The 21,693-nt window shown below is 66.4% G+C and carries 13 protein-coding genes and 1 riboswitch; of the genes, 4 read left to right on the forward strand and 9 right to left on the reverse strand.

The window, feature by feature from the left end:
- Positions 1-25: 25 nt before the first annotated feature.
- The 5 genes from AP428_RS19970 to AP428_RS19990 all read right to left on the reverse strand — a co-directional run bounded on the left by AP428_RS19970 (position 26) and on the right by AP428_RS19990 (position 5,209).
- Entirely contained in the window at positions 26-1,954 is a 1,929-nt protein-coding gene (locus AP428_RS19970; RefSeq protein ID WP_011547649.1) for a TonB-dependent receptor domain-containing protein, read from the reverse strand.
- Between the two features lie 215 nt (positions 1,955-2,169).
- A riboswitch (cobalamin riboswitch) is annotated at positions 2,170-2,363 on the reverse strand.
- A 284-nt stretch (positions 2,364-2,647) separates the two neighbouring features.
- Entirely contained in the window at positions 2,648-2,896 is a 249-nt protein-coding gene (locus AP428_RS19975) for a hypothetical protein (RefSeq protein ID WP_011547650.1), read from the reverse strand.
- Between the two features lie 115 nt (positions 2,897-3,011).
- The gene (locus AP428_RS19980) at positions 3,012-3,986 is read right to left on the reverse strand and encodes a threo-3-hydroxy-L-aspartate ammonia-lyase (RefSeq protein ID WP_011547651.1); all 975 of its coding nucleotides are present in this window, start codon (positions 3,984-3,986) and stop codon (positions 3,012-3,014) included.
- Between the two features lie 66 nt (positions 3,987-4,052).
- Positions 4,053-4,691, reverse strand: a complete 639-nt coding sequence (locus AP428_RS19985; RefSeq protein ID WP_011547652.1) for a transcriptional regulator — start codon at positions 4,689-4,691, stop codon at positions 4,053-4,055.
- Entirely contained in the window at positions 4,688-5,209 is a 522-nt protein-coding gene (locus AP428_RS19990) for a YbaK/prolyl-tRNA synthetase associated domain-containing protein (RefSeq protein WP_011694750.1), read from the reverse strand. The genes AP428_RS19985 and AP428_RS19990 overlap by 4 nt, the downstream gene beginning before the upstream one ends.
- Before the next feature lie 397 nt (positions 5,210-5,606).
- Here AP428_RS19990 and AP428_RS19995 point away from each other — a divergent pair, with 397 nt between their 5' ends.
- Together AP428_RS19995 and AP428_RS20000 are read left to right on the forward strand one after the other, a co-directional pair.
- Positions 5,607-7,190: an isocitrate lyase gene (locus AP428_RS19995; protein ID WP_011547654.1), complete on the forward strand. Its 1,584-nt coding sequence runs from the start codon at positions 5,607-5,609 to the stop codon at positions 7,188-7,190.
- A 609-nt stretch (positions 7,191-7,799) separates the two neighbouring features.
- On the forward strand, positions 7,800-9,665 hold the full coding sequence (locus AP428_RS20000) for a phosphoenolpyruvate carboxykinase (GTP) (protein ID WP_011547655.1): 1,866 nt from the start codon (positions 7,800-7,802) through the stop codon (positions 9,663-9,665).
- 220 nt (positions 9,666-9,885) lie between these two features.
- Here AP428_RS20000 and AP428_RS20005 read toward each other — a convergent pair whose 3' ends face one another.
- The gene (locus AP428_RS20005) at positions 9,886-11,550 is read right to left on the reverse strand and encodes an acid phosphatase (protein WP_011547656.1); all 1,665 of its coding nucleotides are present in this window, start codon (positions 11,548-11,550) and stop codon (positions 9,886-9,888) included.
- Between the two features lie 487 nt (positions 11,551-12,037).
- On the opposite strand from AP428_RS20005, the gene ftsH reads away from it, so the two are divergent.
- Positions 12,038-14,014 (forward strand): ATP-dependent zinc metalloprotease FtsH, encoded by a 1,977-nt coding sequence (gene ftsH, locus AP428_RS20010; protein ID WP_011547657.1) that lies wholly within the window; start codon positions 12,038-12,040, stop codon positions 14,012-14,014.
- 174 nt (positions 14,015-14,188) lie between these two features.
- On the opposite strand, the gene otsA is transcribed toward ftsH, so the two are convergent.
- The 3 genes from otsA to AP428_RS20025 all read right to left on the reverse strand — a co-directional run bounded on the left by otsA (position 14,189) and on the right by AP428_RS20025 (position 20,237).
- A complete protein-coding gene (gene otsA / locus AP428_RS20015; RefSeq protein WP_006478986.1) occupies positions 14,189-15,595 on the reverse strand; it encodes an alpha,alpha-trehalose-phosphate synthase (UDP-forming) in 1,407 nt (468 codons plus the stop codon).
- Between the two features lie 464 nt (positions 15,596-16,059).
- On the reverse strand, positions 16,060-17,679 hold the full coding sequence (locus AP428_RS20020; RefSeq protein WP_011547659.1) for a methyl-accepting chemotaxis protein: 1,620 nt from the start codon (positions 17,677-17,679) through the stop codon (positions 16,060-16,062).
- Positions 17,680-18,152: 473 nt separating this feature from the next.
- Entirely contained in the window at positions 18,153-20,237 is a 2,085-nt protein-coding gene (locus AP428_RS20025) for a TonB-dependent receptor (RefSeq protein ID WP_171984324.1), read from the reverse strand.
- Positions 20,238-20,653: 416 nt separating this feature from the next.
- On the opposite strand from AP428_RS20025, the gene adhP reads away from it, so the two are divergent.
- Entirely contained in the window at positions 20,654-21,682 is a 1,029-nt protein-coding gene (gene adhP / locus AP428_RS20030; RefSeq protein ID WP_011547661.1) for an alcohol dehydrogenase AdhP, read from the forward strand.
- Positions 21,683-21,693 lie beyond the last annotated feature (11 nt).

Consider the following 21,693-nt stretch of genomic DNA (forward strand, 5'->3'; position numbering starts at 1 on the left):
TTCCTTGCGCCGATGTGCGTGGCCGTCAGAACGTATAGCTGACCTTGCCGAACGCGGTGCGCCCGAGCGTGTTGTAGCCGTACGCGGTCATGTATTGCCGGTCGAACAGGTTCGACAGCGACGCCGACACGGTCAGGTGTGCATTGATCCGGTACGACGCGCGCAGGCTCACCGTCAGGTACGACGCCAGGTACTGCCGGTTGGCCGGATCGTCGAACGTCGAGCCGCCGTACAGCAGCGACGCGCCCGTGCTCAGCGCGTGCAGCTTCAGTTCGTCCCACGTGTGGTCGACGTTCAGGCTGACCGTCTGGCGCGGCCGGCGGCTGAGCCAGGTCTGGTTGGTCTCGTCCTGCGGATTCAGGATGCCGACCGCGACGCTCACCGGCGTCGAACGGCCGATCGTCCCCTTGTACGACAGGTCGATGCCGCGAATGTGCGAACGGCCGATGTTCATCGGCGAGAACGTTGCCGGGTTGTACGCGATCAGGTTGCTGACGCGCGTGTCGTAGATCGCCGCGGTGAACGTGCCGTACGCCGTGTTCGCGTCGAGCGCGGCCTCGACCGACGTGCTGCGTTCCGGGCTGAGGTTCGGATTGCCGTAGCCGGGGTAGTACAGGTCGTTGAAGGTCGGCAGGCGGAACGCATTGCCGTACGACACCCGCGCCGTGTAGACCGGCGTGATCGCCCACGACAGCGCGGCGTTGCCGGTGTTCACCGCTTGCCCGGCGATGATCTCGTGACGGCCGGCCACGAACATCGTCACGCGGCCGAGCGTCGCCGACTGGTGCAGCGAGAACGCGGAATCGTTGCGCGTCGGCACGCCGCCGGGAATGTCGACCGGCAGGAACGCCTGCTCGCGCGTGAAGTCGTACGCGAGCTTCGATTCGCCCGACAGCGGCAGGCCGAACAGGTGAAACCCGTGCTCCTGATGGGTCAGCGACGTCGACGTGCTGATGCGCTGCGAATTGATCTGATCCGTCGCGAGGGCCGGGTTGTCCGCGTAGATGAACTGGCGGTCGTTCGCATAACCGAACGACTGGTCGAACTGCGTATCGGGCGTGATGTCGAGATGGAACGCGACGCCGGTCGTCAACTGGTGATCGAGCTCCCGATTCGCGTAGCCGCTGTTGTCGTAGGACAGATCGGAGCGGTGGTACAGCGCGAACGTCGAGATCGACCAGTTGTCGCGCGCATAGCCGAGCCGTGCGTCGAGGTCCTGCGCATGATACGGATTGCGGCCGTCTTCGTGGCCGTAGAAGAACGGCCGCGTCGCATCGATGCCGGCCGTGTTGTAGTCGTGCAGCCCGAGCGAGTAGGTGAGCCCGCCGAGCGCGGCCATCGGCCCCGTCGACGGCACCGTGCCCGACGTGCGGAACTGCGTGTCGAACGTCTTGTTCGAGCCGCCGCCGAACGACACGGTGGTCTGGTTCGGCTGGTGGGCGGCGCGGCGCGTGAAGAGTTGAACGACGCCCCCCATTGCGTTGTTGCCGAACGACGCGGCGGCCGGCCCGGAGATCACTTCGACGCGCTCGAACGCTTCGGTCGGCAGGTCGGCCCACGGCGCGATGCCGGTGGTCGGCGAGCCGATCCGGATGCCGTCGATGAACACGGCGACCTGGCTCGCCGACGAGCCGCGGATGCTGACCGACGCGGACGAGCCGGGCCCGCCGTTCTGCGCGACGGTCACGCCCGGCAGCGTCGCGAGCGCCTGCGTGATGCTAGGGTCGGCGGGCGACAGCCGGTCGAGATCCTCGCGCGTGAGCACCTGCGTCGACGCATAGCGGCGGTCGAACGATTCGGGCAGATGCCGCGTGTCGGTCACGCTGATCGTCGGCAGGTCCGCGCCTGACGCAGGCGCGGCGGGCTGCGCCTGCGCCATGTCGCCGGCCGCATGGGCGAGCGGGGAAAGCAGCGCGGTGGCGGCGGATGTGGCAAGCAGGTGACGAATATTCATGAGACAGCGGGACCAAGCGTGTGGCGTGTACGGCGATCGTGAGCCGAAGGCGGACGAGGAGCGCATGCCGACGGCGTGTCGGTGCGACGCTTCCGGTCGGGAAGCGGATTCGGGAACGATGGACATCTGACGGATCCTGAGGTCGGGTCGTCCATGCAACGGGCGGCCGCCGGGGGCGGCGCCTGGCGCATCGGGACACCCCGCCCGGTGCGGCTGCTGGACCTCGGGTCGATGGCAGGTCTCCTGGCTCGCGGGTCGTCGTCCGTGCGGGCCTTCCCGGTTTCCCAGTGGCATGCGGTGGCACGGATTCGCCGCTCACAGTTGCGGGGGCAGCCGCAGCTTCGAGGCGTTGCCTCACCTGCGTTCCCTTTTGATCCCGTCTCCGGGAACCATCAGCGCGCAAGGGTAATGGCGCGCCCTCCGGCGCGTCAATCGTGCGGCCGGGTGGGGATGCAAAAAAACGTCATTGTCCTGCGGCGGAGTGCCGGATTCGCTCGTGTTCTCCCGACGGTACCGCGTTTCACGTCTGATGAAATTGGCGGGGTCGAGCGCGTGACTTCGCGCCGGGCACGACTGGCTGATTGCTCAACCGGGGACGACCGACAGCGCGCGGCAGCGGCGCACCGACGATCTCCACGGCACCCGTGGTCCGTCGCTGCCGACGTTCCGAATGCCGATGGCCGGCGCGTATCGTTACATATGCGTGCCGCCGTGCGCGCGGCCGGCCGGGTCGCCCCCGCGATCGGGCGGCGTATTGTTCTGATCGATCTTCGCGAACACGAAGCCGGCGGGCGGCAACGCGGCGGGCGAACGGTGCATTGCTTGCCCGGCTGCAGGACGAGGCGCGGCGGCGGGAAAACCGGATGACGTCACGCCCGGTTGAGCGAACGCCGACAGGGAAGCGGCCGCCAGGGCGGCGGCGACGATCGCGTGCGTATTCATGGCGACTCCTTCACGACTGAATTCAGGACGACGTAATCAGTCTAGGGCGCGAAACTTAACGCGCCGTGAAGGGGCGGCGGCACGCATGACAGGATCTTCATGCGCGCCGCGACGGTCAGGCGGGCGCCGACACCAGCGCGCAGAAGTTCTCGAGATCGACGTTGCCGCCGCTGATCACCACGCCGACGCGCTTGCCCTGCAGCGCATCCTTCATCCGCCGCACGGCGGCGAACGACAGGCAGCCGGTCGGCTCGACGACGATCTTCATCCGTGTGGCGAAGAAACGCATGGACTCGATCAGTTCTGCGTCCGTCGCGGTCAGGATGTCGTCGACGTCGCGGCGCAGGATCGGGAACGTCAGGTTGCCGAGGTGCTGCGTCTGCGCGCCGTCGGCGATCGTGCGCGGTGTGTCGATATGCACGATCGTGCCGGACCGGAACGATTGCTGGGCGTCGTTGCCGGCTTCCGGCTCGACGCCGTACAGCTTCGCGTGCGGCGACAGCGCGCGCGTGGCGAGCGCGGTGCCCGACAGCAACCCGCCACCGCCGAGCGGCGTGAACACCGCGTCGAGCGGGCCGACTTCGTCGAACAGTTCCTTGGCCGCGGTGCCCTGGCCGGCGATCACGTCCGGGTGATCGTAGGGCGGGACCAGCGTGAGCCCATGCTTCTCCGCGAGATCGCGCCCGATCTGCTCGCGATCCTCGGTATAGCGGTCGTAGGTCACGACGTTGCCGCCGTAGCCGCGCGTCGCGGCCATCTTCGCGGCCGGCGCGTCCTGCGGCATCACGATCGTCGCGGGAATGCCGAGAATGCGCGCCGACAGCGCGACCGCCTGCGCATGGTTGCCCGACGAGAACGCGACGACGCCGTGGCGGCGCTGTTCCGCGTTGAAGCGCGACAGTGCGTTGAACGCGCCGCGGAACTTGAAGGCGCCCATGCGCTGCAGGTTCTCGCATTTGAAGAACACCTGCGCGCCGAGCGCGTCGTCGATCGTCCGCGACGTCATCACCGGCGTGCGGTGCGCGTGGCCTTCGAGCCGGGCCGCGGCGGCGACGACGTCGTCGTACGTAGGGAGAGTCGGAGAATTCATGGTCGCTCGAGAGTCGGAAAGGTCAGTCAACGGGAAACTCAAAACGGCAAAGCCGGGCGCGCGGCGTCACTTCGCGTCGTTGTAGACGGTCGCGCGCGACACGCCGAGATGCTGCGACACGATCTCCATCGCGCGGCGCACCTCGAGGAAGCCGTCGGCCTTCAGCGTCTGCATCAGTTCACGGCGCTGGTCGGTCTTCAGCTCGCGCGGCGTCGTCGCGAGGCGCGTCGCGAATGCGTCGATGCGCTGCCGGATCGCGTCCGCGCCGGCCGGGTCCAGCGTCTCGACGACGGTCTCGCCATCGGTGCGGCAGAACTGGTTCAGCATGCCCTGGAAGCCGCGGAACAGCGTGACGTCGGCGTTCAGGCACAGCGCGGCGACGTAGCGCCCGGTCGAATCCTTGATGCCGATCGACGTGCTTTTCGCGGTGCGGCCGTCGGCGAAGCGGTTCGGGTAGTTCGCGAGCACCTGCGGGAAATCGTCGTCGGCGATGCGGGCGAGGCCGAGTTCGGTCGCGGGATCGCCGACCGCGCGGCCGGACAGGTTGTTGTGGATCGCGAGGATCGCGTGCTCCGGCGTGCGGAGGTCGTGCACGACGACCTCGGTGAACGGCGCGAACATCTCGCCGAGTCCTTCGGCGATGCGCTGTACCTGTTCGATCAGCGACGCCTGCTCCGACGGCAGCGGTTTGCGGTTCGTGCTCATGCGTGGTCCTGGGGGGCGGGTGTGTCGGTCGTCTCGGGCCGCGTGATGTCGACCAGCAGCGGGCGCGCGATCCGGACATAGTCGGCCGCGTCGAGCACGACCGAGCGGTCGAGGCGGCCGGCGTTGAACGCGATCTCGGTGTTGCGCTCGACCAGCGCGGGATCGACCACGAGCGTCACGTTCGCATCGAATACGAACGGCGGCACGGCACCCATCACGCAGCGCGTGACGGCGGCCGCGACGTCAGGCGACGCGAGCGTCGCCTTGCGCCGGCCCACCGCATCGGCGACCTTGCGGAAGTCGATTTTCAGGTGCCCGGGAATCACCGCGAGCGCGGTGGTGTCGCCGCCATCCTTGAACGTGCAGAGCATTGCCTTCGCGCCCTGTTCGGGGCGGGTGCCGCGCAGTGCGGCGATCGCGTCGGATTTGCCTTCCGCCGGATGCTCGAGCACGCGGAAACGCGCGCCGGATGTATTCAGCAGTTCGCACAGCGTGTCGAAAACGGAAGAGTCGTTCATGTCGCTCCGGGCCGGCAGGCCAATGCGTCGATATACACGGATCAAATAATCGTCCAAGTATAGACGTTTTGTCCTAACTATGGGGAGTGGCCGTCGTTGCCCCGCCTTGTCGACGCATGCCCATTCTTCAGCAGCCGAAAGGGCATTTCATATTGCGGAAGTCGCGCGAAATTCCTGTCGTCACGTTTTACCGCCGCTTGAAACCGTGTTTTGCATCGCAAAAACACGTGACTATCTCATTGAAAAATAACGAAAATTTATATCTTATGTCTTATATAAGACTTGACCGAAATTTCGCTGGGCGGGATTACTATTGAGTCCATGCAGTTCGCTTCGTCACGCGCGGCGGGCACGCTGAAACCTTTACTCAAATGCGCTTCGTTCCCAGGAGATAGACATGTCCCAATATCAAGACGACATCAAGGCAGTGGCTGGCTTGAAGGAAAACCACGGCAGCGCGTGGAACGCCATCAGCCCCGAGTATGCGGCCCGCATGCGTGCCCAGAACAAGTTCAAGACCGGCCTGGACATCGCGAAGTACACCGCGAAGATCATGCGCGCCGACATGGCCGCGTACGATGCCGATCCGTCCAAGTACACGCAGTCGCTGGGTTGCTGGCACGGCTTCATCGGCCAGCAGAAGATGATTTCCATCAAGAAGCACTTCAACAGCACCGAACGTCGCTACCTGTACCTGTCGGGCTGGATGGTCGCCGCGCTGCGTTCGGAATTCGGCCCGCTGCCGGACCAGTCGATGCACGAAAAGACCTCGGTCAGCGCGCTGATCCGCGAGCTGTACACGTTCCTGCGCCAGGCTGACGCCCGTGAGCTGGGCGGCCTGTTCCGCGAGCTGGATGCCGCGAAGGACGCGACCGCCAAGGCCGCGATCCAGCAAAAGATCGACAACCACGTCACGCACGTCGTGCCGATCATCGCCGACATCGACGCCGGCTTCGGCAACGCGGAAGCGACCTACCTGCTGGCCAAGCAGTTCATCGAAGCGGGCGCGTGCTGCATCCAGATCGAAAACCAGGTGTCGGACGAGAAGCAGTGCGGCCACCAGGACGGCAAGGTCACGGTGCCGCACGAGGACTTCCTCGCGAAGATCCGCGCGATCCGCTACGCATTCCTGGAGCTGGGCGTGGACGACGGCATCATCGTCGCCCGTACCGATTCGCTGGGCGCTGGCCTGACCAAGCAGATCGCCGTGACGAACCAGCCGGGCGACCTGGGCGATCAATACAACGCGTTCCTCGATTGCGAAGAACTGTCGGCCGACCAACTGGGCAACGGTGACGTCGTCATCAAGCGCGACGGCAAGCTGCTGCGCCCGAAGCGCCTGCCGAGCAACCTGTTCCAGTTCCGCGCCGGCACGGGCGAAGCGCGTTGCGTGCTCGACTGCATCACGTCGCTGCAGAACGGCGCCGACCTGCTGTGGATCGAAACCGAAAAACCGCATATCGCACAGATCGGCGGCATGGTCAGCGAGATCCGCAAGGTGATCCCGAACGCGAAGCTGGTGTACAACAACAGCCCGTCGTTCAACTGGACGCTGAACTTCCGCCAGCAGGCGTACGACGCGATGAAGGCCGAAGGCAAGGACGTGTCGGCTTACGACCGTGCGCAGCTGATGAGCGTCGAATACGACGAAACCGAACTGGCCAAGCTCGCCGACGAGAAGATCCGTACGTTCCAGGCCGATGCATCGCGTGAAGCAGGCATCTTCCACCACCTGATCACGCTGCCGACGTACCACACGGCAGCGCTGTCGACCGACAACCTGGCCAAGGAATACTTCGGCGACCAGGGCATGCTCGGCTACGTGGCAGGCGTGCAGCGCAAGGAAATCCGCCAGGGCATCGCGTGCGTGAAGCACCAGAACATGTCGGGTTCGGACATCGGCGACGACCACAAGGAATACTTCAGCGGCGAAGCGGCGCTGAAGGCAGCGGGCAAGGACAACACGATGAATCAGTTCTGATCGTCGTCGGACCCGCAACACGACGCCAGCCCCGCGGGGCTGGCGTTTTTTTGTCTGCTCGAACCTGGCGCGTTATCCGCGCACGACTTTTACGACGTACGGGCATTCGGACAGGATGTTTGTGTACACAACCTAATTCAGGGTTTGCCTGAGTAGCGAAAACGCGAATTCGTGCGACCCGCGTTAGCGTTGTGCATACGGACGAGTGGCAGGTTGAAATTGCCGCTCGAGCGAAACCCTTGCGGGGCGGTCGTCGCGCTCGTTTCGTCCCCAAAGCGGGCACAACGTCGCCGTAAAACGCAGCTGTCTGCAACGCGCATGCCGGCGCGCAGTCACAGTTGTTTCTTGTTGCAACGCAACGCCCGCCCAATAACGGCGATGGTATGCTGGCCGGCATGGAGTTGTATGGCAGGTTGCTTGCATGGCGAAACTCGCGTTCGCACCCTCTAACGAGACTTCACCTTCTCTCGCACGCATCGCGGCATCGACGCGCGCTCCGCTCGCGCGTCCCGTCCTCGCGCCGCATCTTCCTGCGCTCCGCACGCATTCCCCATCTCGCGGGCTCGCCCCGCATCCCCATCCCCGCCCAATAAATCTGGAGACATCCCCATGTCGCAAAACACTTTGGCCGAAGCAACGCACGGCCCGCTGATTGCTCCGCCGGTTTTCGTCAAACATCGCAAGCTGATCGACTGGGTGTCGCGCATCGCGGCACTGACGGAGCCCGAGCGCGTCGTGTGGTGTGACGGTTCGCAGGAAGAATACGATGCGCTGTGCCAGGCGATGGTCGATCAGGGCACGCTGACGCGCCTGAATCCGGCGAAGCGCCCGAACTCGTATCTCGCGCAATCCGATCCGTCGGACGTCGCGCGCGTCGAGGATCGCACGTTCATCTGCGCGGCCTCGCGTGACGACGTCGGCCCGACCAACAACTGGATCGAACCGGCCGAAATGCGCGAGACGTTGAACGGGCTGTTCCGCGGCTCGATGCGCGGCCGCACGCTGTACGTCGTGCCGTTCTCGATGGGCCCGCTCGGCTCGCCGATCGCGCACGTCGGCGTCGAGTTGTCGGACAGCCCGTACGTCGCGGTGAACATGCGGATCATGACGCGCATGGGGCGCGACGTGTACGACGTGCTCGGCGAGGATGGCGACTTCGTGCCGTGCGTGCACAGCGTCGGCCATCCGCTCGAAGCCGGCCAGCAGGACGTGCCGTGGCCGTGCAATCCGGTCAAGTACATCGTGCACTTTCCGGAAACGCGCGAGATCTGGAGCTTCGGCTCGGGCTACGGCGGCAACGCGCTGCTCGGCAAGAAGTGCTTCGCACTGCGCATCGCGTCGACGATGGGCCGCGATCAGGGCTGGCTCGCCGAACACATGCTGATCCTCGGCGTGACGTCGCCGGCCGGCAAGAAGTATCACGTCGCGGCCGCGTTCCCGTCCGCGTGCGGCAAGACCAATTTCGCGATGCTGATTCCGCCGCAGGGCTTCGACGGCTGGAAGGTCACGACGATCGGCGACGACATCGCGTGGCTGAAGCCCGGCCGCGACGGCCGCCTGTATGCGATCAACCCGGAAGCCGGTTTCTTCGGCGTCGCGCCGGGCACGGGCGTGAAGACCAACCCGAACGCGATCGCCACGCTGAAGGAAAACGTGATCTTCACGAACGTCGCGCTGACGGAAGACGGCGACGTGTGGTGGGAAGGGCTGACCGACACGCCGCCCGCGAAGCTGACCGACTGGCAGGGCAATCCGTGGACGCCGGAGATCGGCAAGGAAACCGGCCGCAAGGCCGCGCACCCGAACTCGCGCTTCACCGCGCCGGCCGCGCAGTGCCCGTCGATCGACGACGACTGGGAAAACCCGGCCGGCGTGCCGATCGACGCGTTCATCTTCGGCGGCCGCCGCTCGACGACGGTGCCGCTCGTGACCGAGGCGCGCGACTGGGTCGAAGGCGTGTACATGGCAGCGACGATGGGCTCCGAGACGACCGCGGCAGCCGTCGGCCAGCAGGGCGTCGTGCGCCGCGATCCGTTCGCGATGCTGCCGTTCTGCGGCTACAACGTCAGCGATTATTTCGCGCACTGGCTCGACATCGGTAAGCAGCTCGAAGCCGCCGGCGCGAAGCTGCCGAAGATCTACTGCGTGAACTGGTTCCGCAAGGATGCGAACGGCAAGTTCGTGTGGCCGGGCTTCGGCGAGAACATGCGCGTGCTGAAGTGGATGCTCGATCGGCTGGAAGGTACGGGCGGCGGCGGCGAGCATGCGTTCGGCGTGTCGCCTGCGTATGAAGACCTGCACTGGGACGGCCTCGATTTCACGCGCGATCAGTTCGATGCGATGACGTCGATGAACGCCGACGAATGGCGCGAGGAGCTGAAGCTGCACGCGGCGTTGTTCGATACGTTGAAGCTGCGCCTGCCGGCTGAAATGACCGGCACGATGAAGAAGATCGAGCAGCGTATCGGCGGTTGACGGTACGCAGCGTCATCGTCTTTGGCGTCCCGTCGCCGCCATTGCTTGTCGGCGGCGGGACGTTTTCATTTGGGCGTCGCGCGCGCCGCTATTTACTCACTGAGCACCGCAATGCGCGACGCATAGCGCCGCGTAGCCTCGCCGGCCGTGAAACGAACGACGCCCCGAGCCATCGATCGCATGGCCCGGCGCGTCGTCGTTTCCCGCAGTCAACTGGTCGTCAGCCGAGCTCGAGCGCGTTCGTCAGGTCGCCCGGCGGCGTCTCGCCACGCGCGGCGAACGCGTTGTTGCGCAGCACCACGCCGTCGAGCGGCGCGAGGCCGTGCACGCGGCTGATGAAGCGCAGGATCGAGTTCGTGTCGTACAGCGTGTGATCGACGAAGCCCTTTTTCGCGAACGGCGAGATCACGAGTGCCGGAATCCGCGAGCCGGGGCCCCAGCGGTCGCCGACCGGCGGCGCGACGTGATCCCACCAGCCGCCGTTCTCGTCGTGGGTCATCACGATCACGGTGTTCTCCCATTGCGGCCCGCGCCGGATATGGTCGATCACGGTCGCGATGTGACGGTCGCCCGATTCGATGTCCGCATAACCCGCGTGCATGTTCAGGTTGCCCTGCGGCTTGTAGAACGTGACGGCCGGCAGGCGGCCCGCGTCGATGTCGGCGATGAAATGGTTGGTCGACGGCTCGTCGCCGAGCCCCGCGTCGCGCAGGTGCTTGCGGCGTGCTTCGGTGCCCGGCGCGTAGTTCACGAAGTAGTTGAACGGCTGGTGGTGGTACTGGAAATCGGGCACCGTGCCGGTGTCGCGATGCTCGAGCGCGTACTGCCACGCACCGCTGTACCACGCCCAGTCGATGTTCTTTTCCGACAGGCGGTCGCCGATCGTCGCGTAGCCCTGCGGCGGCATCACGCGATGGTCGGCCGGGTCCGCATACGCGGCGTTGCCCGGATCGGGCGGCGGCACGTAGCTCGGCTGGTACGGCGGCGCCATCGTGTTGACGCCGTAGCCGTCCGGCGTCAGCGGACCGTCGACCGCGAATTTCGGCGGGCCGTCCAGCGCGGACGCGGGCGAATCGTCGGCGAGCTTAAGGCGCGTGCCGGCCGGATCGTCGCCCTCGACCTTCGACAGCAGCTTCGCCGCATGCGGATGCTTGTGCGCGTCCGGATACAGCGGCGGCTGCGCGGAGATCAGGAACATGTGGTTCATCCACGAACCGCCGAAGGCCGCCATGAAGAAGTTGTCGCACAGCGTGTATTGCCGCGCGAGATTCCACAGCCGCAGCGTGTCGGCCGAATTGCGGTAATGGCCCATCACGAGGCCGCCCGAATCGGCCCATGCGGCGAACTGGTTGTTGCGGCCGCCCGCGATCTGCATCTGGTTCTGGTAGAAGCGGTGCCACAGGTCGCGCGTGATCACGCCGTTCGGCAGCGGCTGGCCCTGCGCGTCGGTAATCCGGAACGGCGCATTCGGCAGCTTGTCGATGTCGCGCTCGGCGATCGCGTAGCGCTTGCCGTCCACTTCCTGCGCCTGCGGCACGAGCCCGCCCCAGATCTTCGGCAGCACCGGCAGCGGCGTCTTGCCGTCGCGATCGAGCTGCTGCGCATGCTCGGGCCGCACTTCACTCAGCGGATGAAGCACGCCCGGGAAATCGCCGTACAGGTTCGCGAAGCTGCGGTTTTCCGCATAAATCACGACGATGTGGCGCACGCGCTGGCGCAACGCTTCGTCGATGCGCAGGTCGGCGGCCGAGCGCGGCGTGTTGCCCGCGGTGGTTTCGCAGCCGGCGAGCGCGACACCGGCACCGAGCGCGGCGAGGCCGCCGAGCACACGGCGGCGGTCGGGATCGGCGGGAAGGTCGTCGGGGCGATCGGGGGTGTCGTTCACGTCGTGAGCTCCTCGAATGGGCGGGTGGGCGTTGTCGTTCGATGCGCGCCGGCGCCGCGCGGGCGGCCGCGACGCAGGGCGGAATGCAACGGCCGGTATTGCGCGCGGCGGCGCGATGCGGCTGTCACGAAAATGTCATGAACGCGACTATAACGCGGCAAGGGGGGCGGATGAAAGCCGTTCGTCGGACGATTCGACGCTTGCACGGCGAGCGGTGCGCGACGCCCGCACGCGAACTAGACTGGAATCAGGGGTGGCGCGCGACGGCGTGCTGCCCGGGCGAGGATCGCCCCCGCGACGCCGGCCGACGGTGTTGCCGGGGCGGTATCGATGCGACGAACGACGCGAGACAGCGAGGCGACGATGGCGTGGATGCATGCCGTTTTCGGCTGGTCGCCGCGGCCGCAGCCGCGTACCCGTTGCGCGGGTTGCGCGCGCGTGCCGGCGTGAGCGCACGTCGCGCAGCAGATACGGCCGGCCCGATGCCATGGACAGGAAATTCGACTACCCGGGATTGTTGATCGCCGCGGGCTTCTTCGTGCTGTTCGCCGCGCAGTTGCTGATGCTGCACCCGACGTCGACGCCGATTGCGTACAGCGACTTTCACCGGCTCGTCGCCGCGCGGCTCGTCGACGATCTCGAGATCGGGCCGGCGTCGATCTCGGGCGCGTTGAAGATGCCGCAGGCCGGCACGATGCTGCCGGCGTCCGACGCCGCGGTCGTGCGGCAAGCCGGCACGCCGTGGCGCTTCACGACCAGCCGCGTGACCGACGAACACCTGATCGACACGCTGACCGCCGCCGGCATCCACTATCACGGCACGCCCGATACCGGCTGGATCACGTCGCTCGCGTCGTGGCTGCTACCGCTCGTGCTGCTCGTGTTCGTGTGGAACATGATGCTGCGCAAGCGCGGCGGGCTGCAGGACTTCACCGGGATGGGCAAGAGCCGCGCACGCGTGTACGTGCAGCAGGAAACCGGCATCACGTTCGACGACATCGCGGGCATCGACGAAGCGAAGGCCGAACTGCAGCAGCTCGTCGCGTTCCTGCGCAACCCCGATCGCTACCAGCGGCTCGGCGGCAAGATTCCGAAAGGCGTGCTCGTCGTCGGCGCGCCGGGCACGGGCAAGACGCTGCTCGCGCGTGCGGTGGCCGGCGAGGCGGCCGTGCCGTTCTTCTCGATCAGCGGCTCGGCGTTCGTCGAGATGTTCGTCGGCGTGGGCGCCGCGCGCGTGCGCGACCTGTTCGAGCAGGCGCAGCAGAAGGCGCCGTGCATCGTGTTCGTCGACGAGCTCGATGCGCTCGGCAAGGTGCGAGGCGTCGGCCCGATGTCGGGCAACGACGAGCGCGAACAGACGCTCAACCAGTTGCTGGTCGAGATGGACGGCTTCCAGGCCGGCTCCGGCGTGATCATCATGGCCGCGACGAACCGGCCCGAGATTCTCGATCCCGCATTGCTGCGGCCGGGCCGCTTCGATCGTCACATCGCGATCGACCGGCCCGACGTGAACGGCCGCCGCCAGATCCTCGGCGTGCACGTGAAGCGCGTGAAGCTCGCGGCCGACGTTGATCTCGGCGAGCTTGCATCGCGCACGCCGGGCTTCGTCGGCGCCGATCTCGCGAACGTCGTCAACGAGGCCGCGCTGCATGCGGCCGAACTCGGCAAGCCGGCGATCGGCATGGCGGACTTCGACGAGGCGATCGACCGCGCGCTGACGGGCCTCGAGCGCAAGAGCCGCGTGATGAACGAGCAGGAGAAGCTGACGATCGCGTATCACGAAGCCGGCCATGCGCTCGTCGCGGAAAGTCGCGTGCATTGCGACCCGGTGAAGAAGGTGTCGATCATTCCGCGCGGCGTCGCGGCACTAGGCTACACGCAGCAGGTGCCGACCGAGGATCGCTACGTCCTGCGCCGCAGCGAGTTGCTCGACCGGATCGATGCGCTGCTCGGCGGGCGCGTGGCGGAAGAACTCGTGTTCGGCGATGTGTCGACCGGCGCTCAGAACGACCTCGAACGCGCGACCGCGATGGCGCGCCACATGGTCATGCAATACGGAATGAGCGAGAAGATCGGGCTTGCGACGTTCGACGACGGCGATGTACGCCAGGGCATGCCCGGCGCATGGCATGCGGGCGACGGCCGCTGCAGCGAGCACACCGCGCGCATGATCGACGACGAGGTACGCACGTTGTTGACCGATGCGCATGCGCGCGTCGCGGCGACGCTCGGAGAACGACGCGACGCGCTCGAACGCATCGCGCGACGGCTGCTGCAATGCGAGGTGCTCGAACGCGACGTGCTGCAGGCGCTGATCGACGGGCGCAGCGAACCGCCGTCGGCGACGGCGTCATTACCCGGCGACGAAACGAGCGCGCGCGGCGGCGCGATCGAAACGGAGCAGGCGTCTGCAGTCGAGCGCGATTTCATCGCGTACCGCCGGCCGCACGAACCTGATCATTGAAGCCGCTGCGCTGACCGGCGAGCATCGCGTGTCGATCTGCCGACACTGAGCGCTTTCGTTTCCTTCTCTCCCGCCACGGCGTCGCCATGAGCGACGCGCACGTATCGGTCGAACGTCGTGGGTCTTGCTCGAATGCACGTCGAGACGACGGACGCGTGAATGCGCGTCAGCGCATCAGGATTCGGTCGCGGCCGCGACTTCGGCCGCTTCGGTGAGCGCTTCGAGAAAGCGCGTGCGCCACCAGTGCACGTCGGTCTTGCGCATGATCGCCATCAGCGCCGCGTGACGCTGGCGGCGCTCCTCGAGCGGCATCGTGAGCGCGCGCTGGATCGCCTGCGCGGTGCCTTGCGTGTCGTACGGATTGACGAGCAGCGCCGACTTCAGTTGCTCGGCCGCGCCCGCGAAACGCGACAGCACGAGCACGCCCGGGTCGGCCGCGTCCTGCGCCGCGAGGAACTCTTTCGCGACGAGGTTCATCCCGTCGCGCAGCGGCGTGACGAGGGCGACCCGGCTTGCACGGTAGAGGCCCGGCAGGCGCTTGCGCGCGACGGTGCGGTGAATGTAGCGCATCGGCATCCATTCGAGCTCGCCGTAGTCGCCGTTGATCGCGCCGCACAGACTGTCCATCTCGCGCCGCAGGTCGTCGTAGGCGCCGAGATCCTCGCGGCTCGGCGCGGCGATCTGGATCAGCGTCGCGCGGTCGCGGTTCTCCGGATAGTGTTCGAGCAACTCGCGGAACGCATGCACGCGCTGCGGCAGCCCTTTCGTGTAATCGAGCCGGTCGACCCCGACCAGCAGCTGACGGCGCGAATATTCGTCGCGCATGCGTTCGAACATGTCGAGGCCGTCGCGATCGCGCGCGAGCGCTTCGAATTCGTCGACGTTGATGCCGATCGGAAACGCACCGGCCGACAGCGTGCGGCCGAACGCGCGCAGCCGGCCGTCGGGCAGCCGCGCCGCGCCGGCTTCGGCCTCGACGTAATGCTCGAAGTGGAGCAGGTCCGATTCGGTCTGGAAGCCGACGAGGTCGTACGCAAACAGCGAGCGCATCAGCCATTCGTGTTCCGGGATCGCGGCCATGATCGGCGGCGGCGGCATCGGGATGTGCAGGAAGAAGCCGATCGGATTCGTGCAGCCCATCGCGCGCAGCTCGGCCGCGAGCGGAATCAGCTGATAGTCGTGCACCCAGATGACGTCGTCGGGGCGCAGCAGCGTGCGCAGCTTGCGCGCGAACAGCTGGTTCACGCGTCGGTAGCCGTCGGCGAAGCGCCGGTCGAACTGCGCGAGATCGAGCCGGTAGTGAAACACCGGCCACAGCACGTTGTTCGAGTAGCCGAGATAGTAAGCGTCGTAATCCTGCGGATCGAGGTCGACCGTCGCGAGCTGGATGCCGCCGACGTTCTGGATCTGCACGTCGTCGCCATGCGTGGCCTGATCGTCGCCGCCGCGTAGCCTGCCGCTCCAGCCGAACCAGACGCCGCCGGTTTCCTGCAGGCTGTCCTTCACGGCGACGGCGAGTCCGCCGGCCGCGGCTTTACGGGGATCTGCAATGCGATTGGATACGACGACGAGTCGGCTCACCAGCTCTCCTGACGATTGTTGGGGAAGGGGTCGTGCGGCCAGGCGCGAGAGACAGACGCCGCCATCGGTGCGCGGTGCGCGAGACGACGGGGCCGCATGGCGATCGGACGGGAGTCAGGGAACGCGATTCGCCGTCCGGTCGAAAAGTACTTTTTTAGGATACTCGTCATTCGTGCGTTTTAAAAGTCTGTATCGATGCACGATGCGGGCGCGCATGTCGGGCGCTATCCATGACGAGGGTGCTGCAACGCGTGAGGCCCGAGCGGGACCGAAATTTGCGCGTCGCTGCGGAAGCAGTGTGCGCAAGGCCATGCGGAGAGTTGCGCGAAGGACGCGCATGGCGGCATGCGCGATTGACTGCAACGATTTTCGATGCGGGATGCGGCGGTACGCGGTGCGTGCCAGCGTGACCCAGACGGACGAGCGTAACGGCATGCGCATCGTCGTCTGGTTCGCGCATGCCGTTACGCGGCAGCCGGTTGCCAGTGACGCATGTCCGTTTCCTGCACAAGCGCGCCCGGCGACGCCCCATGTGAGCCGGACGGCATCCGGAACGCGGCGACCGTTTCGGACAACTCGCGGCCCTGCGCCTCGAGCGACTTCGATGCGGCTGCCGCCTGCTCGACGAGCGCGGCGTTCTGCTGCGTCGTCTCGTCCATCTGCGTGATCGTCAGGTTCACCTGGTCGATGCCGCGGCTCTGCTCGGCCGATGCGGCCGCGATCTCGCCCATGATGTCGGTCACGCGCGCCACGGCTTGCGTGACGTCGGACATCGTCTTGCCGGCTTCGCCCGCGAGCGCCGAGCCGTCGCGGATCGTCTGTACCGACGCGGTGATCAGTTCCTTGATTTCCTTGGCCGCGGTCGACGAGCGCTGCGCGAGATTGCGGACCTCGCTCGCGACGACCGCGAAGCCGCGGCCCTGTTCGCCCGCGCGGGCGGCTTCGACCGCCGCGTTGAGCGCGAGGATGTTGGTCTGGAACGCGATGCCTTCGATGATGCCCGTGATGTCGGCGATCTTCGACGAGCTGTGGCCGATTTCCGTCATCGTGTCGACCACGCGGCCGACCACCGAGCTGCCGCGGTGCGCGACGTCCGATGCATTCGCGGCGAGCGTGCTGGCCTGTTGCGCGTTTTCCGCGTTCAGGCGCACCGTCGACGTGAATTCCTCCATCGTCGCCGCGGTTTCCTGCAGCGACGCGGCCTGTTCCTCGGTGCGCTGGCTCAGGTCGAGGTTGCCCGATGCGATCTCGCTCACCGCGTGCGCGATGCTGTTCGACGAGTCGCGCACGCGGCCGACGATGCCGATCAGCCGTTCGTTCATCGTGCGCAGCGCGTCGAGCAGGTCGCGCGTTTCGTCGTTGCCGCGCACCTCGATACGGCTGCCGAGATCGCCGTTCGCCACCGTGCGCGCGACGTCCACGGCCGCGCCGATCGGCACCGTGATCTTGCGTGTGAGCCACAGGCCGCCGCAGGCCGCGATCGCGACGGCGATCAGGCAGATGCCGGCCAGCAGGTTGCGCTCCGCCGTGTAGCGATCCGCGAAGGCCTGCGCGATTTCGAGTTCGCGTTCATGCGTGAAGGTCGCGTAGGCGTCGGTCGCACGCACCAGTTGCGCGAGCAACGGGCGGCAGTTGTCGTCGATGTCGGCGATTGCGTCGTCCTTCTTGCCGGCCTGCGCGAGTCCGACGATGCGCAGCGCAACGGGCCCGTAGCCGGCCTCGATGCGCACGATGTCGGCTACCAGTTCGCGTGCGCGATCGGAGGTGTCGGTCGCGTTCGCCATGAGTTCCTTGAGCTTCGCGAGATGGTCCTGCACGTCCTTGTGCGCATGGTTCACCTCGGCCAGTTCGGCTTCGACGTCGGCCGGCCGGGTGACGAGCACGAGGTTGCGCGCGGCGATCGCGCGCCGGTCGACCGCGGTGCGGATTTGCGCGGACAGGTTCGCCCGCGCGTTGATGCCGTTCATGTAGCGTGAAAACTCGGCGTTCGTATCGGACAGTGCCTTGAGGGCCACGCCCGACACGATCACGACAACCGCGGCGAGCAGGCCGAAGCCGCCGAGGAGTTTCGTTTTGATGCTCATTCTGGCGATTTTCACGTTGTGCCCCTGTGCGTGTGGTTGGCAAATGGAATTTATCGTTCGACCAGATACGGGATCGTGCCGGCTTTAACGGGTCTTCGGGATGATTCTTTACCCGTCAAAACCCTTACATTCGGTTTTCGATCGAACAAAGCCTTGTCGCACGGGCATTCTTGATCTCGATCAAAAGAGGCGAGGAGGATATTTACGGAATTGTTTATGCGATGTATTTGAAACCGGATTTACTGGTAAAACAATAAACGTCATTTTTATAGTAATTGTCTGACGATTTCGTTCTAAATTACTGATGAATACCGGAATTTCATTGCGGAGGAATGGGGAATGGAAGCCGATATGCGTATTCACGACGATCGGCGTGAATGACGCGACTGTCTGATGGACAAACGGAAAAGACGCGGCGCGTCGGGTTTCGCGCCGGAAAGCGGCCCGCGGCGGGCGCCGCGAGCCTGTGAGGGTCAGAACGTGGTGCGCAATCCGGCCATCAGGCTTCGGCCGCCTTGCGGGGCGAAGCCGCGCACGACCGACGTCGAGTAGCGAATCTCCTGGTTCGTCAGGTTGTCGCCGCGCAGGTGGGCGAGCCAGTGCGTCGGGCCGACGCGGAATTTGTACGTCAGCATCACGCCGAGCGACGTATAGCCGTCCGTCGAGAAGTCGTCGTCGGGCACGCGATGCTGCGACCACGCGTGCGTGACCTGTGCGCGCGCACCGAACGGGCCGTAACCGTAGTCGGCCGCGAGCGTCGCGCGCAGCGGCGCGATGCGCGGCAGCGGCTGCCCCGTGTCGACGTTGCGCGCGTGCGTGTAGTCGGCCGTCAGTTCGAGATCGACCGTGTGGCCGCGCCGCGAGAACGCACGCCACTTGCCGTCCAGCTCGACGCCGTAGAACTCGGCGCGCACGCCGCGGTAGATCGCCTCGTTGAGCGAGCCGTCAGTGCCGGGCGCGACGGGCTCGCCGTCGTCGTCCACCACGCGGCCGGTGTTGTACTCGGTCAGATAGTTCGAGAAGCGGTTGTAGAACACGCCGACGCTGCCGCGGTTCGGCCCGCTCGCATAGCGCAGCGACAGGTCGGTCGACACGGCCTTTTCCTTCGACGCGTTCGGGTTGCCGATCAGGAACTGGCCGGTCGCATCGTGCGGGCCGTTCGAATACAGCTCGTAGAAGGTCGGCGCGCGTTCGGTGTAGGCGACGTTCGCTGCGATCGACCATACCGGCGTCAGCGAGAACAGCGCACCGGCCGACAGGCTGCCCGCATTGAAGTCGCGCGGCTGCGCGCCCGCGAATTTCTCGACGCCCGCCGGATCGGGATCGACCTTCACGTGCTCGAAGCGGCCGCCGAGGCTCAGCTTCAGCGCCGGGACGACCTGCCATTCCTCGAGGCCGAACAGCGCGACGCTGTTGGTGCGGGTGGACGGCACGAGCATTTCGTCGCCGAGCGCCGAGAACGTGTTCTGGCCGAACTGCACGCCGATCGCGCCTTCGAACGGCCCGATCTTGCGATGGCGTGCCTCGATGCGCGCCTCGTAACCGCGATTGCGGAAGGTGGTCGCCGTCTCGCCGTTGTCCACTTCCTTGTGGCGGTAGTCGGTGTACGCGAAATCGAATTTCAGCTTCGTGAACGGCCCGCTCAGGTTGCGCACCTCGGACGCGAACGCGAGGCGTTCCTGGCGCATCCGCAGCCGCACGTCGCTTTCCGCGACGGAGCCGTAGTTCGATTCGTAGCCGCTGTACGACAGGCCCGCGAAACCGTCCGCCCACGTGTACGACGCGCCGACCGCACCGCCGTGCACGCGCCCGTCGCTGTTCGGCACGTTGCCTTCCGGTTGCGGCGCGTCGGGGCCGTCGATCGCGCGCTGCTGGCTGCTGCGCGCATAGCCGGGAATCCGCAGCTTGCTGGTTTCGCGATCGAACGCGTCGACGTGGAACGCGAAGCGGCCGTTGCCGCCTTCGACCTGCGCGGCGCCGGCGCGCACGGAATTCGCGCCGCCGTAGCGGGCGTCGAGCGCGCCCGTCATGCCTTCGATCGCTTCGCGCGGAATCCGGTTGTCGATCGTGTTGACCACGCCGCCCACCGCGTTGCCGCCGTACAGCAGCGCGGCCGGGCCGCGCACGATCTCGACGCGCTCGATCGACAGCGGGTCCTGCGGCACCGCGTGATCGTACGACAGCGACGACGCGTCATACGCTGCGACGCCGTTCTGCAGCAGCCGGATCCGGTCGCCGTCCATCCCGCGGATGATCGGGCGGCCGACCATCGGCCCGTAGGTGGTGGTCGACACGCCGGGCAGCCCGTTGAGCGTTTCGCCGAGCGAATCGGCCTGGCGGCGCGTCAGCGCGTCGCCGGAAAGCTGGACGGTCGGTGCGATCAGTTCGGTGTCGCCGAGCGGGTTCGCGGTCACGAAGATCGGCGCGAGCGGTGCGGGTGCGGCGGCAGGCGTGCCGGACGCGGCGGGCGCATCGGTCTGCGCATGGGCGACGGCGGCGCACAGCATCAGCGACAGGGACGAGAGCGGGCGAAGCGGTAAGCGAGGGAGGTCGCGCATGGTCGGTGAATCGGTTGGAATCGGATGATCGGATAACGAGCGATGCGGGTCACTGTTAGATACGATATATTGTTGCGTAACTGACGCGCAGTGACCCGTTGGAACATGGCTCGGCAAGGCGCGGCCACCTGGTTGGAACGGCATCCGGTGGACGAGCACGCGAAATGATATGTTATATCATGTCAAAATCCAAGCCGGACGACAGGATCTCGTCGGGTTTCTGTCGCAACGGTGAAAGGGTGGCGCGAGCGGCGGAGCGGTCTGTAATCGACGGCTCGAGCTTTCGCGTCGAACGATGCCGATCGTGGCGAAGCCGCGTTGACCGCTGCATCCGTTCCGATGCGTTGACGCGTATCAACGTGCTCCGATGCCGAAACCGGATACTGGGTCGCTCATCGACCAGACAGGAGCAACGCATGACCCAGACCATGAAAGCGGCCGTGGTACACGCGTTCGGCGAGCCGTTGCGCATCGAGGAAGTCCCGATCCCCGCACCGGGGCCCGGCCAGATTCTCGTCAACATCAAGGCGTCGGGTGTCTGCCATACCGATCTGCACGCGGCCGACGGCGACTGGCCCGTCAAGCCGTCGCTGCCGTTCATCCCGGGCCACGAAGGCGTGGGGATCGTCGCGGCGGTCGGCGCGGGCGTCACGCACGTGCGCGAGGGCGATCGCGTCGGCGTGCCGTGGCTCTATACGGCCTGCGGCCATTGCGAGTACTGCTGCACGGGCTGGGAAACGCTGTGCCATGGGCAGCAGAACACCGGTTATTCGGTGAACGGCAGCTACGCGGAATACGTGCTGGCCGATCCCGATTACGTCGGCCAGTTGCCCGCGCAGGTGGCGTTCGACGAGATCGCGCCGATCCTGTGCGCGGGTGTCACGGTCTACAAGGGCATTCGGGTCACCGACACGCGCCCGGGCCAGTGGCTCGCGATTTCCGGCATCGGCGGCCTCGGGCACGTGGCCGTGCAGTATGCGCGTGCGATGGGCCTGCACGTCGCGGCCATCGACATTTCTCCCGACAAGCTCGCGCTGGCGCGGCAACTGGGCGCCCATCTGACGATCGATGCGTCGATCGACGACCCCGCGAAAGTGATCCAGAAGGAAATCGGCGGCGCGCACGGCGTGCTCGTCACGGCGGTATCGCGCAGCGCGTTCGCGCAGGCGCTCGGGATGGTCCGGCGCGGCGGCACGGTGGCGCTCAATGGTTTGCCGCCGGGCGATTTCCCGCTGCCGATCTTCTCGACCGTGCTGAACGGCATCACCGTGCGCGGGTCGATCGTCGGCACGCGGCGCGATCTGCAGGAATCGCTCGATTTCGCGGCGGACGGCCTGGTGCGCGCGCATATCCACCGCGACCGGCTCGGCAACATCAACGACATCTTCGCGAAGCTGCGGGAAGGGAAGGTCGACGGGCGCATCGTGCTGACCGACATGCATTGATGCGCTGGACC

Source organism: Burkholderia sp. E168m22, assembly GCF_001319805.1.
Classification (GTDB): domain Bacteria; phylum Pseudomonadota; class Gammaproteobacteria; order Burkholderiales; family Burkholderiaceae; genus Burkholderia; species Burkholderia orbicola.